The 15,367-nt window shown below is 61.1% G+C and carries 15 protein-coding genes; 5 read left to right on the plus strand and 10 right to left on the minus strand.

Annotated features, from left to right (window positions below):
- Window positions 1-72: 72 nt before the first annotated feature.
- The 10 genes from mdoH to phaeop14_RS05780 all read right to left on the minus strand — a co-directional run bounded on the left by mdoH (window position 73) and on the right by phaeop14_RS05780 (window position 12,091).
- Window positions 73-1,983, minus strand: coding sequence for a glucans biosynthesis glucosyltransferase MdoH (gene mdoH / locus phaeop14_RS05735; RefSeq protein WP_096789001.1), 1,911 nt, complete (start codon window positions 1,981-1,983; stop codon window positions 73-75).
- Window positions 1,980-3,503 (minus strand): OpgD/OpgG family glucan biosynthesis protein, encoded by a 1,524-nt coding sequence (locus phaeop14_RS05740; protein ID WP_096789002.1) that lies wholly within the window; start codon window positions 3,501-3,503, stop codon window positions 1,980-1,982. The genes mdoH and phaeop14_RS05740 overlap by 4 nt, the downstream gene beginning before the upstream one ends.
- Window positions 3,500-4,771, minus strand: a complete 1,272-nt coding sequence (locus phaeop14_RS05745; protein ID WP_096789003.1) for an OpgC family protein — start codon at window positions 4,769-4,771, stop codon at window positions 3,500-3,502. Before phaeop14_RS05745 ends, phaeop14_RS05740 begins: the two co-directional genes overlap by 4 nt.
- 23 nt (window positions 4,772-4,794) lie before the next feature.
- Window positions 4,795-6,159, minus strand: a complete 1,365-nt coding sequence (locus phaeop14_RS05750; protein WP_096789004.1) for a tetratricopeptide repeat protein — start codon at window positions 6,157-6,159, stop codon at window positions 4,795-4,797.
- A 373-nt stretch (window positions 6,160-6,532) separates the two neighbouring features.
- On the minus strand, window positions 6,533-7,753 hold the full coding sequence (locus phaeop14_RS05755; protein ID WP_096789005.1) for a CaiB/BaiF CoA transferase family protein: 1,221 nt from the start codon (window positions 7,751-7,753) through the stop codon (window positions 6,533-6,535).
- Window positions 7,740-9,401, minus strand: a complete 1,662-nt coding sequence (locus tag phaeop14_RS05760; protein ID WP_096789006.1) for a thiamine pyrophosphate-binding protein — start codon at window positions 9,399-9,401, stop codon at window positions 7,740-7,742. Before phaeop14_RS05760 ends, phaeop14_RS05755 begins: the two co-directional genes overlap by 14 nt.
- 81 nt (window positions 9,402-9,482) lie before the next feature.
- Complete coding sequence (locus phaeop14_RS05765) at window positions 9,483-10,010, minus strand: DUF302 domain-containing protein (protein ID WP_096790239.1); 528 nt, start codon at window positions 10,008-10,010, stop codon at window positions 9,483-9,485.
- Window positions 10,011-10,109: 99 nt separating this feature from the next.
- A complete protein-coding gene (locus tag phaeop14_RS05770) occupies window positions 10,110-11,180 on the minus strand; it encodes a YeeE/YedE family protein (RefSeq protein ID WP_096789007.1) in 1,071 nt (356 codons plus the stop codon).
- A gap of 88 nt (window positions 11,181-11,268) precedes the next feature.
- Complete coding sequence (locus phaeop14_RS05775; RefSeq protein ID WP_096789008.1) at window positions 11,269-11,604, minus strand: ArsR/SmtB family transcription factor; 336 nt, start codon at window positions 11,602-11,604, stop codon at window positions 11,269-11,271.
- Between the two features lie 19 nt (window positions 11,605-11,623).
- Window positions 11,624-12,091 (minus strand): thioredoxin domain-containing protein, encoded by a 468-nt coding sequence (locus tag phaeop14_RS05780; protein WP_096789009.1) that lies wholly within the window; start codon window positions 12,089-12,091, stop codon window positions 11,624-11,626.
- A 314-nt stretch (window positions 12,092-12,405) separates the two neighbouring features.
- Between phaeop14_RS05780 and phaeop14_RS05785 the strand changes: the two genes are divergently transcribed.
- The 5 genes from phaeop14_RS05785 to soxZ all read left to right on the plus strand — a co-directional run bounded on the left by phaeop14_RS05785 (window position 12,406) and on the right by soxZ (window position 15,305).
- Window positions 12,406-13,143, plus strand: coding sequence for a cytochrome c biogenesis CcdA family protein (locus phaeop14_RS05785; RefSeq protein WP_096790240.1), 738 nt, complete (start codon window positions 12,406-12,408; stop codon window positions 13,141-13,143).
- Between the two features lie 49 nt (window positions 13,144-13,192).
- The gene (locus tag phaeop14_RS05790) at window positions 13,193-13,768 is read left to right on the plus strand and encodes a thioredoxin family protein (RefSeq protein ID WP_040173170.1); all 576 of its coding nucleotides are present in this window, start codon (window positions 13,193-13,195) and stop codon (window positions 13,766-13,768) included.
- 213 nt (window positions 13,769-13,981) lie between these two features.
- The gene (gene soxX / locus phaeop14_RS05795; RefSeq protein WP_040173172.1) at window positions 13,982-14,458 is read left to right on the plus strand and encodes a sulfur oxidation c-type cytochrome SoxX; all 477 of its coding nucleotides are present in this window, start codon (window positions 13,982-13,984) and stop codon (window positions 14,456-14,458) included.
- Window positions 14,459-14,508: 50 nt separating this feature from the next.
- On the plus strand, window positions 14,509-14,925 hold the full coding sequence (gene soxY / locus phaeop14_RS05800) for a thiosulfate oxidation carrier protein SoxY (protein ID WP_096789010.1): 417 nt from the start codon (window positions 14,509-14,511) through the stop codon (window positions 14,923-14,925).
- Window positions 14,926-14,975: 50 nt separating this feature from the next.
- On the plus strand, window positions 14,976-15,305 hold the full coding sequence (gene soxZ / locus phaeop14_RS05805) for a thiosulfate oxidation carrier complex protein SoxZ (RefSeq protein ID WP_014874370.1): 330 nt from the start codon (window positions 14,976-14,978) through the stop codon (window positions 15,303-15,305).
- The last annotated feature ends 62 nt before the right edge of the window (window positions 15,306-15,367 follow it).

Below are 15,367 nucleotides of genomic sequence, written 5' to 3' on the forward strand. Positions count from 1 at the left end.
TTTCAATAAAAATACCCTGAGAAATTTCCTAAAATCTCTCAGGGTTTACGTATTCACACAATTTCGGGCGTGTCACTCAGCTGCAGTGCGATGCGTCGGCACGGTCTCCAATGCCATGCGCAGCCGATTGCGTCGGGCGCGAGCGATGCGGGTGATGCGGGGTTCTTTGTGGACTTCGCGTGTTGCCAGAAGGGCCTTGGCAAAGCGCTGCAACGGCACACCAGAGAGCGCCGACAGCGGCACCGCCAGCACCAGCGATAGCGCGATCGGCAGCAGCCAGACAGAGACCACACCCGCCAGAATACCGCTCCAGAGGGCAATCCCGCTGACAGTTTCCAGCGCATGGCACGTTATCAGCGTCCGCCAGGAATAGCGGCCACCGTCGCGTGCCTGTGGCGACCAGCCTTTTTGCAGGCCGAAGGTGGTGCGCAGCACAGCAATCATCTGTTGTACCATCAAGATTGGCGCATAAAGGATCGCAAGTAGGATTTCCACGAACAGCGACAGGGTAAACCGACCCGCGCCACCATATTCGGAGAACCGGCTGCCGGTCATCGGCAGGGCAACAACAGCCAGCAATTTTGGCGCCAGCAACATGGCATAGATCAGCAGGATCACCAGCACATGGCGTGGCTCTGACATGTCGGGCCAAGACGGCATCAGCGGATTGGTTTCGCTGAAGTAGGTGAGGACAGAGGCCTCTTCGCCGCGTCCGATCAGTGCCCAGATCACCAGCAACGCGAACCAGACCGGTGCCATCAGATAACCGATGGCCCCATGCAGCAGATGGAACCGCGACAGCGCGCGAAAGCCCTTGGCGTTCAAGAGGTTCAGGTGCTGCAGGTTGCCCTGACACCAGCGCCGGTCACGTAGCACGTGATCAATCAACGTCTGCGGTGTTTCCTCGTAGGAGCCACGGATACGCGGCAGGAACTGAACACTCCAGCCTGCGCGCCGCAGAAGGCCCGCTTCGACGAAGTCATGGCTCATGATCAGCTTCTCACCGCCAAAGACCGAGCGCAGCGGCGGCAACCCTGCGCAGGCGGCAAAGGCGCGGGTGCGGATGATCGCGTTATGACCCCAATAATTGCCCTCGTGGCCAGCCCAGCGGGCCAACCCTTCGGCGAGTGCGAGACCGTATACGCCATTGGCAAATTGCTGCATTCGGCCAAAGACTGACTGCGCGCCGATCAGCTGCGGGTAGCTCTGAATGAGGCCCGCGCCGGGATCGCGGGCCAACGCGTCCGCCAGATGGGCGATGGCGCGTCCCGTCATCAGGCTATCGGCATCCAGCACCAGCATGGCGTCCCAGCCCGCGCCCCAGCGGCGCACCCAATCGGCGATATTGCCAACCTTGCGGCCCGCGTTATCTTCGCGGCGGCGATAGTAAAGCTGGGTTCCGGCAGGCAGCATCGCACGCAGAGCCTCTACGCTGGCGCGTTCCTGCGCGGCGATGGCGTCATCGCGGGTGTCGGACAGGATGAACATTGCATAGTCATGAACCCCGCCACGGGCATGCAGTTCTTCCAGCATCGACTGGGCATTGCCCAGCACATACCAGGGCACCTCATTGTAGATCGGCATCAAGAGCGCGACCTTCATCCGCTGCGGGCGGCCTCGTCCCAAGGCGCGTGGCCGTTGCGAAAGACCCCAGAGGCCTAGAAGAACGGTCGAGACCGAAAAGCAGATCCAGAAAAAGTTGAAGGAAATCAGCACCAGAAGCGCGATTTCCAGGGTGGAGAACCCGTCAGCAGCAAACCAATCCTTCATCCCCCAGGTCAGCAGGCCAGTTGCCGCCATCGCCGGGGAAAAGGCCAGCACCCGCCAGAGCGCGACCTGCCCTTGCGTTGCCTCACCCGTCTGTGCGGATGTGGGGATCCGGTCAGCAAGAGCAGGGCAGGCCTGATCCTGAAAATAGGCGCCGAAGTTCTGCTCTGGCATGGCCAGTGGCTGTTCCGGCGGGGTCAGTGAAAAATTGGTCATTTGGTCCACCGGTATAGCCAGACTTCCGAGGCAGGCTGACCTTCCTTGCGCAGCTCTGCGCGCAGTTCGACATGATCGCGCTCGCCCGGATCAAAGGCAAACGCCAGCCGCAAACCACCGGTTTCCGGGTTTTCCTGCAATACGCCTTCGGTCGGGGTGACATGGGGAGAGGTGATATGCGCCTCAAGATCATCCACACCGCCCGCAAACATCGGGTGGGCGGCAAAGTCGATGGTCATGATGCGACCAGGATCCCCGAAGATCCGCGCGCCAGCCGCCGTGTTGATCACCTGTGGCACAGATAGGTCCGGACCATCGCCCCAGGTCAGGCGGTAGTCGATATTGATTTCGGAACCGGGCGCGTAACTCTCACGTGGGCGCCAATAGGCAACGATATTGTCGTAGATTTCTTTGTCGGCCGGGATTTCCACCAATGTGACCGCGCCCTTGCCCCAATCGCCCTTCGGCTCCACCCACAGCGCCGGGCGCTGGTGATAATGGGCCTCCAGATCCTCGTAGTCCGACAGCAGCCTAGGGCGCTGCATCAGGCCAAAGCCACGCGGGTTTTCATCGACAAAGGAAGACAGTTGCAGCGTTTTCGGGTTGGCCAGCGGTCGCCATAGGGTTTCGCCATTTCCGTTGACCACCAGCAACCCATCGCTGTCATGGACTGCGGGGCGGAAATCATCAAACCGGTTGCGGTTGGTCTGATCGAAGAGGAACATCGACGTGAGTGGTCCAAGCCCGATATTGTCCAGCTCTTCGCGGGCAAAGAGGCGCGCCTCGACCTCCATCACGGTGTTCTGACCGGGCAGGATATCGAATCGGTAGGCACCAGTGACCGAAGGGGAATCCATCAGGGCATGGACCACCATATTCTTTTGTCCCGGTACTGGAGCTTCGAGCCAGAACGATATGAATTCAGGGAATTCTTCGCCTTTTGCGGAGGCCGTGTTCACGGCCAGCCCCCGTGCCGACAGCCCATAGGTATGGGCGGCCCCGATGGCGCGGAAGTAACTCGCCCCTTGAAAGACGCAGAACTCGGTTTTCTTGCCCGGTTCTTTCAGATCGGTGCGCAGGCGAAAGCCGGAATAGCCAAGGCTGTCGTCAATGCTGAGATCAGGCGCCTTATCGGTTTTGTCAAACAGGGACAGATCAAAGGCCACCGGCTGTGCCAGGCCATTTTCGACGGTGAAAATCTCTACCGGGCGGGGGAAGTAGAGCCCCGGCAGGAAGAAATCAACGTTGTAACTGCGCGGGGTTTTCGACCAGAGCGCGTCACGGCTGCGGAACCAGCGGGTCTGATAGTCCTCATAGCTTTGCTCCTGCCAGTCCTGCGGAACGCTGGCGCGGGGCGCATAGGGGGCGGCTGCGAGATCGCGGGCAAGGGACACCACGGTTTCGCGCGAAAAGGCAGGGCCACCCGTCGCCAATGCGGGCGATGTCAGCGCCCCAAGCGCAAACGGAGCGGTGCTGGCCAGGGCCGTTGCCAGAAAGGTGCGTCGCGAAAATGCTCTCATCTCTTGGTTTTCCATGGATGCGATTTGAACCAGGCAGCGATATAGGCGCAGCCAATGATCAGGCCAAACCCTGTGAGGTTGAAAAATGCGGTTGTCAGGACAGACCGGTCCGTCAGGTCCATGGCAAAGCCAAGGAGCCGTGCCAGTGCCATTGAGAAGACAAAGACCGCAAGCGATTGCTGACCGACCTTGGTGATCAGCGACAGGAGCACGGCCCAGATGCGAGCCGCCGTTGACTGGCCGGATGCGATCAGGCGTCGACCACCTTCACCGGCGATCACCCAACCGAGATAGGCCAGCGACAGGAAGTGGCCAAAGCGCAGCAGGCCAAAGTCGGTTTTCTCCCGCCATTCCGCCGTCTGTTTCCAGGTGGGACGGATGAGGTCGGCAAGATCCTGGTTCCAGGCCTCGACCCAGAGAAAGACCTTCCAGGACCCAAACGGGGCCAGCAGGACGAGGTAGGCTGCGGCCACGACCACCAGCACACGGGAAACGGGCGGGGCTGGCAGCCAGCCCTTCATGAAGGCAAAGCCGGTAAAGAACAAAAGCTGCCAGCCAAAGGGATTAAAGAACCATTCCCGGCTGGACCAGGGTTCAGCCGAGAGCGACAGCCCATCCGGTCCAAGGCCGATCATATAGGGGTTGGCGAGTAGCCAGATCCCTACTGAGGCTGCAGCCACAGCCCAGATCCCGATGCGTTCCAGCCCCATCATCAGCGGCATCAGCGCCAGAACAACCAGATACATCGGCAGGATGTCGAAATAGTTCGGCACATAGCTGAGCGTCATCAACCCGACCAGCTGCGGCACCGGGTTTTCAAAGAACGGGCGCAGATTAAGCGAGGCGATATAGCTTTTGTCGAAGCTGCCATAGAGATCCAGAGCCGCCATGCTGGTCGCGATAAACACAAACAGCCCGATATGAGCCCAGAACACCTGCCAGCAGCGAAACAGAACCCGTGCGCTGCCCATCAGCCATCCCTGACGGCCAAAGGTACCGCCGAAGGCGATGGCCGAGGCCATGCCGGAACAGAACACAAAGATCTCTGTCGCGTCTGAGAAGCCAAACCGCGCCGGGATCCATCCTGTCCAGCGGTTGCCGGGGATATGGGCGCAGAGGATGATGAACATCGCTATGCCCCGGTAGAAATCCAGACGTGGATCACGGGGTGCACGCGGTTGCACGTCCGATTGCGGGGCAACCGGGCGATTGGCCACTGGTGTGGTCTCGGTGCCCTTGGCACCGGGAAAGGGCGAGATGGTCGCCATAGGTTGTCGTGTCCTTACTTCGGTTATTCTGCCGGGACGCTTTGCGCGCCTGGCGCACCACGTCCGGCAGCAATCAGGGCGCGGCGCGCCTGGGCATAGCTGTCTTCGGCGCCACCTCGCTGGGCCCGCCGTTCGTTGAGAATAGCCTCCACCGCATCCAGACGGCCCGCCCGGAGGCCTGCATCAATGGTCACGCGTTCAAAGACGTCCCGCTGGGCATGGCTGCCACCGGCCAGTTGCAGCGAACTGCGGCCCGTCGCCAGATATCCAAAGGCCTCGCTGTAGTTGCCTTCGCCAAACGCCTCCAGCCCGAGCGCGAGACCACATCCGGGCGTTGCCATGCGGGCATCGCTTTCACTTGCGCCGCGACGGGCGTCGGCATGAATGCGCTGTACCAGCTGACCGGTCTCAAGTTTGCGATCATCCCCAACCAGCGCCAGCAGATAATGCATGTCAGCAAAGATCAGACAGCCATCCTCGGTGCGGTTGGCGCAAAGTTCGGCCAGTTCTTCCCAGCGGTCGCCAATGGCCACGCCTTCCAATTCCAACCGCATCAGCAGTGAGGTGGCGTTGGAGATGTCGCGGTAATCGTCGGTTTTATCCTTGCGGATCTCATGATCATAGAGCGCCAGAACCTGTTCGGTTTGGCCTTGATCCAAGTGCATTAGCGCTTTGTGCCACCAGACGTGGTAGCGGAAATTGTTGCAATGTGCCCAGGCCTCCTCGCGCCCGGTGAGCCAGTCCAACCCGGCGCGTGAATTGCCTGTCATGTCATGCACATGGGCCACGGCGTGCAGGCCCCAGGCATCATCCGGCGCCATCCAGAGCGCCTGTCGGCCAGTCGCGTCGGCCAGATCATAAGCGCCGGTCTCCTCAAGCGAGAAAGCATGACAGCCAAGCAGATATCCCCGCCCGGCGTGATCAGGCGCATAGGCAGGCAATACGCGTTCAATGGATCGACGCATGCCCGTGCTGTCACCGAGAATGAAGCGGATCGCATGGCTCAGTTTCATCGCCAGCGCATCCTCCGGGTGGCTGCGCAGCACCGTCTCCATCTCGGCAATTGCAGCGGAGGGACGCCCCTCTAGCCAAGCTCCGAGTGCTGCAATGTAGTGACGCTCGCGCGGGAGGGCGCCGTCTTCGGTGGCCCTGGCGGCGGCATAGGCGTCATGGGCGGCCTGCATCAGCTCTGCCCGGCCCAAGAGCAGGACAAACATGCCCTTGGCAGCCTGCGCCAGTGCAAACTCCGGGGCGGTGTCCAGCAGGGCACCGAGATGCGTTGGCGCCGCAGCGGCATGTGACAGAACCCCCATCTGTACGGCGTTCCAGTTCTCAAGGGCTGCGGCGTCTGTCAGACTGGTCTCTTGGCCGAATATATCTTGCATCATCGTTTGTCCGATCCGTGTCAAAAACGAAAGCAGTGGCGCTTTGTCGTCGAGCCTAAAGCACGCTATCGCGTCTCGCGATGCCCGCTCGCGGTTTGGTGAAGTGGCGTGTGCAATCTCGTGGGAATAGGGAGCCAACCATGTCGATTGGCAGCGATTTCCCGCATTTTTACCAATCTGGCAAGCCTGGGATGCCTGGCTTTGGCCGAAGATCGCCAGTTTCTGTAACACTCGGCCAGATCCTGCCGGTTGCAAATGACCAACCGGACTGTTTTCCGCGATTTCCTAAGGGGATAGGAGTGGCGTTCCCCTCAATCCCTCTGCGTTGATGCAGGTGGATTGAGGGGGCACCGATGCCGCGCCGTCGCGATCAGTGTCAGCGGCTCTCTTCGTTAAAGGGGTTCGTTGCCGTCGAAAGAAGGTCGGTGCTGTCGCCACAGGTTGGTGGCGCGTGCCGATAGGTGACCGGCGTGCGCGAGAATTTCAGCGGGTTGCCCAACAGCCTGACAGGCCCGGCAGCAGAGGTCATCTCAATTGTCATTTCGCGGGCCGCAACTTGATCGCTGGCAAAAACCTGATCCAGCGTTTGCACCGGCCCGGCGGGCACTTTGCGGGCCTCCATCGCGGCGATCACTGCGTCGGTGCTGTATTGGCGGAGAGCAGGCACCAGAATATCGGCCAGCGCATCGCGGTTCTGCAACCGAGCCGGATTTGTGGCAAAACGCGGATCCCGCGCCAGCCCATCCAGCCCGAGAAAGGACAGGAATCGGCCAAATTGCGCGTCGTTGCCCACCGCCAGAATCACATGCCCGTCAGAGGTTTCATAAAGCCCATATGGCACAATGCTCGGATGCTCATTGCCGCGCCGTTTCGGGGCGGTCCCTGTATTGAGCGTGGCGACACCTTCGTTGATCAGCCAGGCGATCTGTGCATCAACAAGCGCGATATCAACCTGCTGGCCCTCGCCGGTCTGCTCCTTGTGACGCAGGGCAGCCAATATGCCGACGCAGGCATACATGCCGCACATCACATCGGCGATGCCGACGCCGACCTTCACGGGGCGCCCGTCCGGTTCACCGGTCAGCGACATGATCCCGCCGTAGCCCTGCGCCATCAGATCATAACCGGGCTTCTGCGCGTTGGGGCCGGTCTGCCCGTAGCCCGAGATGGACCCATAGACGAGATGCGGAAACTCTGCATGCAGGCTGTCGTAATCGAGCCCGTATTTGGCCAGCCCGCCGGGTTTGAAGTTCTCTAGCAGAATATCTGCTTCGGCGGCGAGGCGGCGGATCACCTGCTGCCCCTCGGCGGTAGAGATATCCACCTCGACGGAGCGCTTGTTGCGGTTCGCGGCCATGAAATAAGCTGAAAGATCGGATTGCTGACCCTCGGCATCGACCACATAGGGTGGTCCCCAGTGGCGGGTGTCATCGCCGCCGCTCTGCGGATTTTCCACCTTCAGCACGCTGGCGCCCAGATCGCCCAGCATCTGGGTGCAGGTTGGCCCCGCCAAAATGCGAGAGAGGTCCAGCACCTTGATGCCTGTGAGGGGTCCGTGGGGCAGTTTGCCGTCGGTGGTCGGATCAGATGAGCCCATCATAGGCCTCCCGGTCAAATTCTGCAGCAATAACGGTGAAATGTTTGGCCTGCTGCGCCTCATTCATGGCGGCGCGCAGGCCGTCTCGGTCGCGAACGCGCACACCGTTACCGCCAAAGGCACGGCCCATGGCGGCAAAATCATGCAGGCCAAAATCAACACCGGCATTGTCGAGGCGGCGCTGGCGTTGTTTGAGGTCAATCAGCGCAAGGCTCGCATCGACAAACACCACGAAAATCGGGGCCACCCCCAGTTCCGCCGCAGTGGACAACTCCCCCGCGACCATGAGGAACCCGGCATCGCCGGAGAAGCTGACAACCGTGCGCTGCGGCTCGGCCAGTTTGCGGCCAATGGCCATCGGCACCGCGCAGCCCATGGTGCAAAGGCCCGAGGATTGGATCAGCGCGCGGGGCTCCTGACAGCGCCACATTTGCGAGAGCAAAATCCGATGTGCGCCGCTGTCCGCCGTGGCGAGCGTATCGACGGGCAGGGCTGACTGACATTCTGCGATGATCGCGGCGGGGCCCCAGTCGGCATCTGCCGCAAATGCCGCAGCAAGGGCGCCGCGAGCCGCCTCCGGCTGTCCGTCAGGCCATCTCGCCTGTGCTTGGGCCGCATCATCCGTTAGCTGCGCGCCGAGGGTCAGTGCCCGCAGGCTGGGGGCGAGGCCTGCCACAACAGTCAGGCTGGCGCTGTGCATGTAATGGGTGTTGTCTTCGGCGCAGATGTCGATCACCCGCTGGCGGCTGCAATCCCAGGCGTTGCGCCAGCCCGGGCGCATTTCAATCGGGTCATAGCCCAGCGCCAGGATCAGATCGGCCTCCCGCACCAGCGGCAGCAGGTGGCGATCCGCAAGAGGCGACAGCCCGGCACCGCCGAGGCAAAGGGGGTGATCCTCCGGCAGGATACCCTTGGCCTTGTAACTGGTCACAAACGGGATCTGGTAATGTTCAAGAAAGGCGCGCAGGCTTGCCCCGGCGTCTTCGGCAACAGCATCAAGACCGATCACCGCAAGGGGGCGGTCTGCCTCCGCCAGCCATGCGCGCGCCTGCGCCAGGTCAGCGGGCTGGGGCTGCGTGGCTCTGGCAGGCGCGAGGCAGGGGCGGTGAGTGCCGGCAGGGGCATCAGCGACGGAAATCGGCACATCGATATGCACCGGCCCGTTGCGTGGCTGGGTTGCAATGCGCAGGGCCTTGTCTGCTATCACACCGGCGGCCTCTGCATCAAGGCGATAGCTGGCTTTGGTGATTGGGGCGAACACTGCCTGATGATCCAGCACCTGATGGGTGTAGGTCGCAGCCTCGACCGCATCGACGCAGCCGGTCAGCACCAGCATCGGCACGCGGTCCTGATGGGCATTGGCCACCACGTTCACCCCGTTCAGCGCGCCGGGGCCAAGGGTGGCGACCAGAATAACCGGCGCGCCATCGCTGTGATGCGCACCTTCGCCCATGAAACCGGCGCTGTTTTCATGCTTGGCGAGGTGAAAGCTGATCCCCGCCTTGGTCAGGGCATCGACAAGGGTCAGAACCTCACCGCCGGGCATGCCGAAGGCGTGGCGGCATCCCGCCGCATATAGCCGCTGTGCCAGCACATCGGCGGCGCGCAGTGGGTCAGTGGCCGCGGCTGCGGAATTGGTTTCAGTCATGAAATCTGCCCTTCGTGAACCTGTCCCGCCAAATTGCCGGAACCGGGCAATGTTGCAAGCCTCCTCACGGGGGTGTGAGCGTCAAGGTGCCGGCTGCACAGCCTTTTGCGCAATAGCCTCAAGATGTTGGTCCAGCTCTATTGCGATGTCTGCGAGCTCTGGCCCGCCCTCCGCCAGATAGGGGGCAAAGACATGGATGGCGGTTTTGTAGGAGAGAGTGGCGTCACCGTTGTCCTCTTCGGTCACATAAAGTCGGATCGGTGCCTCGATCATTGCGGCAGTCGAGCGGCGCAAAACCCGCACCGCATAGTCGTTATTGAAGACGCCGATCACCCGATTGCCGGGAATGGTGATGCCGCGCGCGGCGGCGGCCTTGGTCGGGCCTGCTTGGGTGACAACAACCAGTCCCTGTGACTTGGTGGCCGTGATTACGTCGCGGACCAGCTGCGCATAAGGTTTGGTGGTGTGATGTACGGCCCAGCCAGGACGGTTGGTGAGCGGGCCTGCTGCGACGACAGCCGTCTGCAGCAATGCGAGGCCTGTCAGGACGACGACGGCAGCTGCGCGTTGCAGCGACATCCTGCTGAGCCGGATCAGATCCCTAACCATTGCCATGAACTCCCTCTGTTGCCGACAGTCTATGACGTCTGCAGGTGTTCTCCCGGTCACATTTTTGTGGTCACCGACAGGCTCCTGGGCCGACGCTCGTCAGGCCGCGCGGCGAAACCCGGTGATCAGCTGGCGCAGCCCCACGGCTGCTCCGGCGAAGATCGAAAGGAAGGTCACCGGCGCCGACAGCGACAACAGGGAAAACGCACTCAGCCCCTGGCCAATAGTGCAGCCCATGGCCAGCACGGCGCCTGTCCCCATGATTGCGGCCCCGATGATCTGACGGCGCAGCTCCCGAGGATCATCGCAGGCTTCCCAGCGGAAATGCCCCTTGATCAGGGAACCGATGAAGGCCCCAAGCCAGACACCGCTGACCGATCCGACAGCAAAGCTGATTGGGCGCAGGCTGCCGGTCATGGTCCACATGATGGTCTCTCCCAGCGGCGCGGAGAACGAGTGCGAGACAACCGGCACCGCGTCAAAACCGGTGCGCGCGATATAGCTACTGCCCGCCCAGCCGCTGACAATGGCAAGCGCCACCAGCGCCGCCCAGCCAATGGCGGCAGGGGCCTCGCGCACCTCCCGCCCCAAGATGGAAATCAGCAGGATTGCCCCACCAATGGCAAAGCCGATGGGTGTTATTGCCAGCCCGAGCTGATCGGCCAAATGATGTGCGATTCCTGCAGGCAGGTCGTCGGTGATGGGATCCTGAAAAAAGATCAGGTTTCGAAAGGGGGCGAGGGGGCCTGACAGCACCACAAAGGTGGACACCCCCATCACCAGAACAATGACAAAACTGCGCAGATCGCCGCCGCCGAGACGTGCAATGGCGCCATATCCACACATCCCGCTGAGCGCCATTCCGTAGCCAAAGAGCAGTCCGCCCGTGATTGAGGCCAGCGGCATCCAGCGGATGGCGAGGTATTGCGATTGCACCGGATCAAACCAGCCCAGTGCAATCAATCCGAAACTGCCGAGGATCGCCATACCGATGGCCATGCCCCACATCCGCATACGCAAGGACGAGCCGCCATAGAGCAGATCCTCAATCGCGCCCAGCGTGCAGAAGCGACCCAGCCGCGCAGTCAGCCCCAGAAGCACACCGCCAAACAGCCCCAGAATGGCGGTCAGATGCGTGTCGCTGATGAGATCGGACAGGGCTTCGGGCATCAGAGGCGGGCTCCGTCGGTTTCAGGTCTGTGGGGGTGGCCGAACATGACGGCTCCGCAAACGAAACCGGAATGGCCGGTCGCTGCGGTCAGTCGTCTTTGCAGAACAACTCGTAGACCACTTCGAGAATGCGGCGCGGACGGTCATCAGCCAGCCGGTAGTAGATGGCCTTGCCCTCACGGCGGGGAATGACCAGACCTTCGAGGCGCAGGCGCGACAGCTGCTGCGAAACAGCCGCTTGCCGCGCGGAGAGCAGCTCTTCCAGTTCGGTGACCGATTTTTCTCCCGATACCAGATGGCACAGGATCATCAGGCGCCCCTCATGGCTGATGGCCTTCAGAAAATTCGACGCACGGGTGGCATTGTCCACCATCGTATCGAGATCTTCGGGATCCATATCGGTGGAAAACTGTGGCAGGGCCATGTCGGTGTTCTCTCCTGGTTCAACCATTGGTGGCCAAGGGGGCGGTGGTCTGGTCGGGGGCGCTGGGCGCGGAGCCTGTCGGTATGAAACCGACATGTTCCTGCAAGAGCCCAGTGATCAACGGCCAGAAGAAATCCTCTCCCGGATAGCCTTCCAGTCTGGCCATTTCATGCCCGTCTTCAACGATCAAGAAGGTTGGCGTGAATGTGACCCGGCGTGACAGGGTCAGATCCTCCGGCATCGCACGCAGATCAGCGCGGCGCAGCGGGGCAAAGCGACCTTCGGCGGTCTTGGGATAGATCGGCGCAATCTCGGCATCCCAACGCGCGCACCAGGCACAGCCGGGTTGCTCGACCATCACCAGTTCTGCGGCATCAGCCGTCTTGGCCGCAATACCTGTCGTCGCCAAAAGAGCCAGAGCCGCTAGAGGCGCGCCAGCCGCGCGGTAAACGCGGCGCGGTAAGGATATCAGTGGGGCAAGGGCCATGATGTGATGGGTCTCAACAGTCAGCTGTGGGTCTGTGATGCGGTGTGGATGTACCAAAGTCGGGCCATTGACGGCCCCGTCTGGTCGGTGTCTATATGTACTACGTAATCTGAATATGTGAATAGTACAAGTTTCACAGAGCAGACTGTGCCCTGATAACGTCACCGGATAATGTCACGGGGCGCTGCCTCATGTGCCAGACACCTGCGGCGATTTCGTCTGTGTCCGCAACTGGCGGGGTATCGTTGTTGGCGCGGATCGGTGATCGCGGTCTGAACTGGTCGAACACACAAGGTCGCAAGGGGCCCGAAAATATGCTGGAGATTTCCCTGTTTGGGGCTGTAGTTGCCGGGCTTTTGTCCTTCTTCACCCCCTGTGTGCTGCCGATGGTGCCGTTTTACCTGTCCTACATGGGCGGGCTCTCCATGGCTGAGCTGCGCAGCGAAGGTGACATTGCGCCAGGCGCGCAGCGTCGGCTGGTGCTGGCGTCGGTCTGTTTTGCCGCTGGCGTGACCACCGTGTTTGTACTGATGGGCATGGGCGCCACTGCGCTGGGGCAGTTGTTCGGGCAGTATCTTGATATCCTAGCCTATGGGGCGGCGGCCCTGCTGCTGGTGTTTGGTCTGCATTTTCTCGGGGTTGTGCGCATTCCGCTGCTGTACCGCGAAGCCCGGGTTGAAAGTAGCGCGTCGCCCGCGACCTATGCCGGGGCATATCTGATGGGGCTGGCTTTCGGTTTTGGCTGGACGCCCTGTGTGGGGCCTGCTTTGGCCTCGATCCTGATGATTGCCTCTGGCATGGGCGATATCTGGCGAGGCGGGCTTTTGCTGCTGGTTTACGGTGCGGCGATGACCGCACCTTTTGTGATCGCAGCCCTGTTTGCGCGTCCGTTCCTTGGCTTCGTGGCGCGCCACCGGGCGGCCTTTGCCTGGGTGGAGAAGGGGATGGGGGTCATGTTGATCGTTTTTGCGGTGCTGATCGCGACCGGCAGCGTGCGCTATATTGCCGAGGCGATGATCCGCTGGTTTCCTGCCTTTACGAACATTGGCTGATCAGCGGTGCGTTGGGCGCCTATTGTGAACCTGAACGGGAGGATGAGAGATGAGACGATTGTGGATTGCCGTGCTGTGGCTGCTCTGCGCCGGGCCCGTTTTGGCAGTAGAGCTGGGCGACGATGGCCTGCACAAAACCCCCTGGATGCGCGAGACTTTCAAGGATCTGCGCGAGGATCTGGAGGAGGCCAACACCGAAGGAAAACGGCTGGTGCTGTTCTTTGAGCAGAGAGGCTGCATCTACTGCACCAAAATGCACGAGGAGGTGTTTCCCAAACCTCAGGTCAGCAGCTACATCGCGGACAATTTCTTCGTCGTGCAGCTCAATCTTTATGGTGATGTGGAGGTGACGGATTTCGACGGCGAAACCCTGTCCGAAAAGGATATGGCGCGCAAATGGGGCATCCTGTTTACGCCGACCATGATGTTCCTACCCCAAGAGGTGCCCGCGGTTCCGGCCCCTCAGGCGGCGGTGTCGATCATGCCGGGAGCCTTTGGCGTTGGAACCACGCTGGACATGTTCACCTGGGTTAAGGAAGAGCGCTACAATCTTGATAACGGAGAAGATTTCCAGCGCTATCATGCCCGTCGCATTCAGGAGCGCGACAACGGCTCTGCTGATTGAGGTGCTGCGTGCCCAGTACCTGACATGCCAGCCAACCTGCAGCAGCTGCGTGTCACGGCCTCTCTTGGGCGGGCCATATGAAACGACATAATAATGAAACGACATAATAAAATTCAAATTACTGAATTTGATGTTGCGTCAAGCGGGTGAGGTCGCCTAGGGTGACCGCCAGCGAAGCACGCCAAAAGCGCGTGGGAGCCAATGGGAGGAAACATGAAGCAAATATCTCTGACACTGGCAGCTTGTCTGGCCGGGACAGTTGCGTTTGCCGCTGAGATCGCGCCGAAAGACGTCGGCTACGACGAAGATGGCGCCGTTGCCGCATCGCTCAGCGGGGCTGCCGGGGATGCCGCAAGTGGCGCATTGCTGGTTGGCGATAAATCCAAGGGCAATTGCGTGGCCTGCCATCAGGTGACCGCGCTGTCCGATGTGCCATTCCACGGCGAAATCGGCCCCGCGCTTGACGGTGCAGGCAGCCGCTGGAGCGAAGCCGAACTGCGCGGCCTCGTGGCCAACGCCAAGATGACATTCGACGGTACCATGATGCCGGCCTTCTACAAGGTCGATGGCTTCATTCGTCCGGGCGATGCCTACACGGGCGAGGCGGGCACCGAGCCGCTGCCGCCCATCCTGACCGCTCAGGAAATCGAAGATGTGGTCGCATTTCTTGCGACCCTGAAAGAAGACTGACGCAAAAGACCGGGATCTTTTTGCGCCATCAACGTCAAAGGAGACATACGATGGAGTTCTCACGTCGCGACACACTTGGTCTTGGCCTTGGGGCCGCTGCTCTGACCATGCTGCCCCTGCGTGTCGTTGCTGCAACCGAGGATCGGATTGCAGAATTCACCGGTGGCGCGGATATGGCCGACACCGGCCTGACACTGACCGCGCCGGAAATCGCTGAAAACGGCAATACGGTACCAATCGCGGTCGACGCCCCCGGTGCCACCGCCATCATGATTCTGGCGACCGGCAACCCGACCCCTGGCGTGGCGACCTTCGCCTTTGGCCCGCTGGCTGCCAGCCAGTCTGCCTCCACCCGGATCCGCCTTGCAGGCACGCAGGATATCGTGGCCGTAGCCAAGATGGCCGACGGCAGCTTTGCCAAGGCCAGTTCCACCGTCAAGGTAACCATCGGCGGCTGCGGCGGCTAAGCGCGACCTGTCATTCAGGCTCGCCCCTATAGATATCAGGAGTTTACGACATGGCATCCGGTGTAAAACCCCGCGTCAAAGTCCCCAAGAAAGCAGCCGCAGGCGAAGCGGTGACCATCAAAACGCTGATCAGCCACAAGATGGAAAGCGGTCAGCGCAAAGACAAGGAAGGCAATGTCATTCCACGGTCGATCATCAATCGCTTCACTTGCGAATTCAACGGCGAGAGCGTTGTCGATGTGACCATGGAACCTGCCATTTCCACCAACCCGTATTTCCAGTTTGATGCGACCGTCCCCGAAGCGGGCGATTTTGTCTTCACCTGGTATGACGACGACGGGTCGGTCTACACGGAACAAAAGTCGATCGCGATCGGCTGATCCCTTCCGGATCCATAGGCAAACGCCCTGTCCGGGACACCGGGCGGGACGACCACCCAAGG

Source organism: Phaeobacter piscinae (assembly GCF_002407245.1).
Classification (GTDB): domain Bacteria; phylum Pseudomonadota; class Alphaproteobacteria; order Rhodobacterales; family Rhodobacteraceae; genus Phaeobacter; species Phaeobacter piscinae.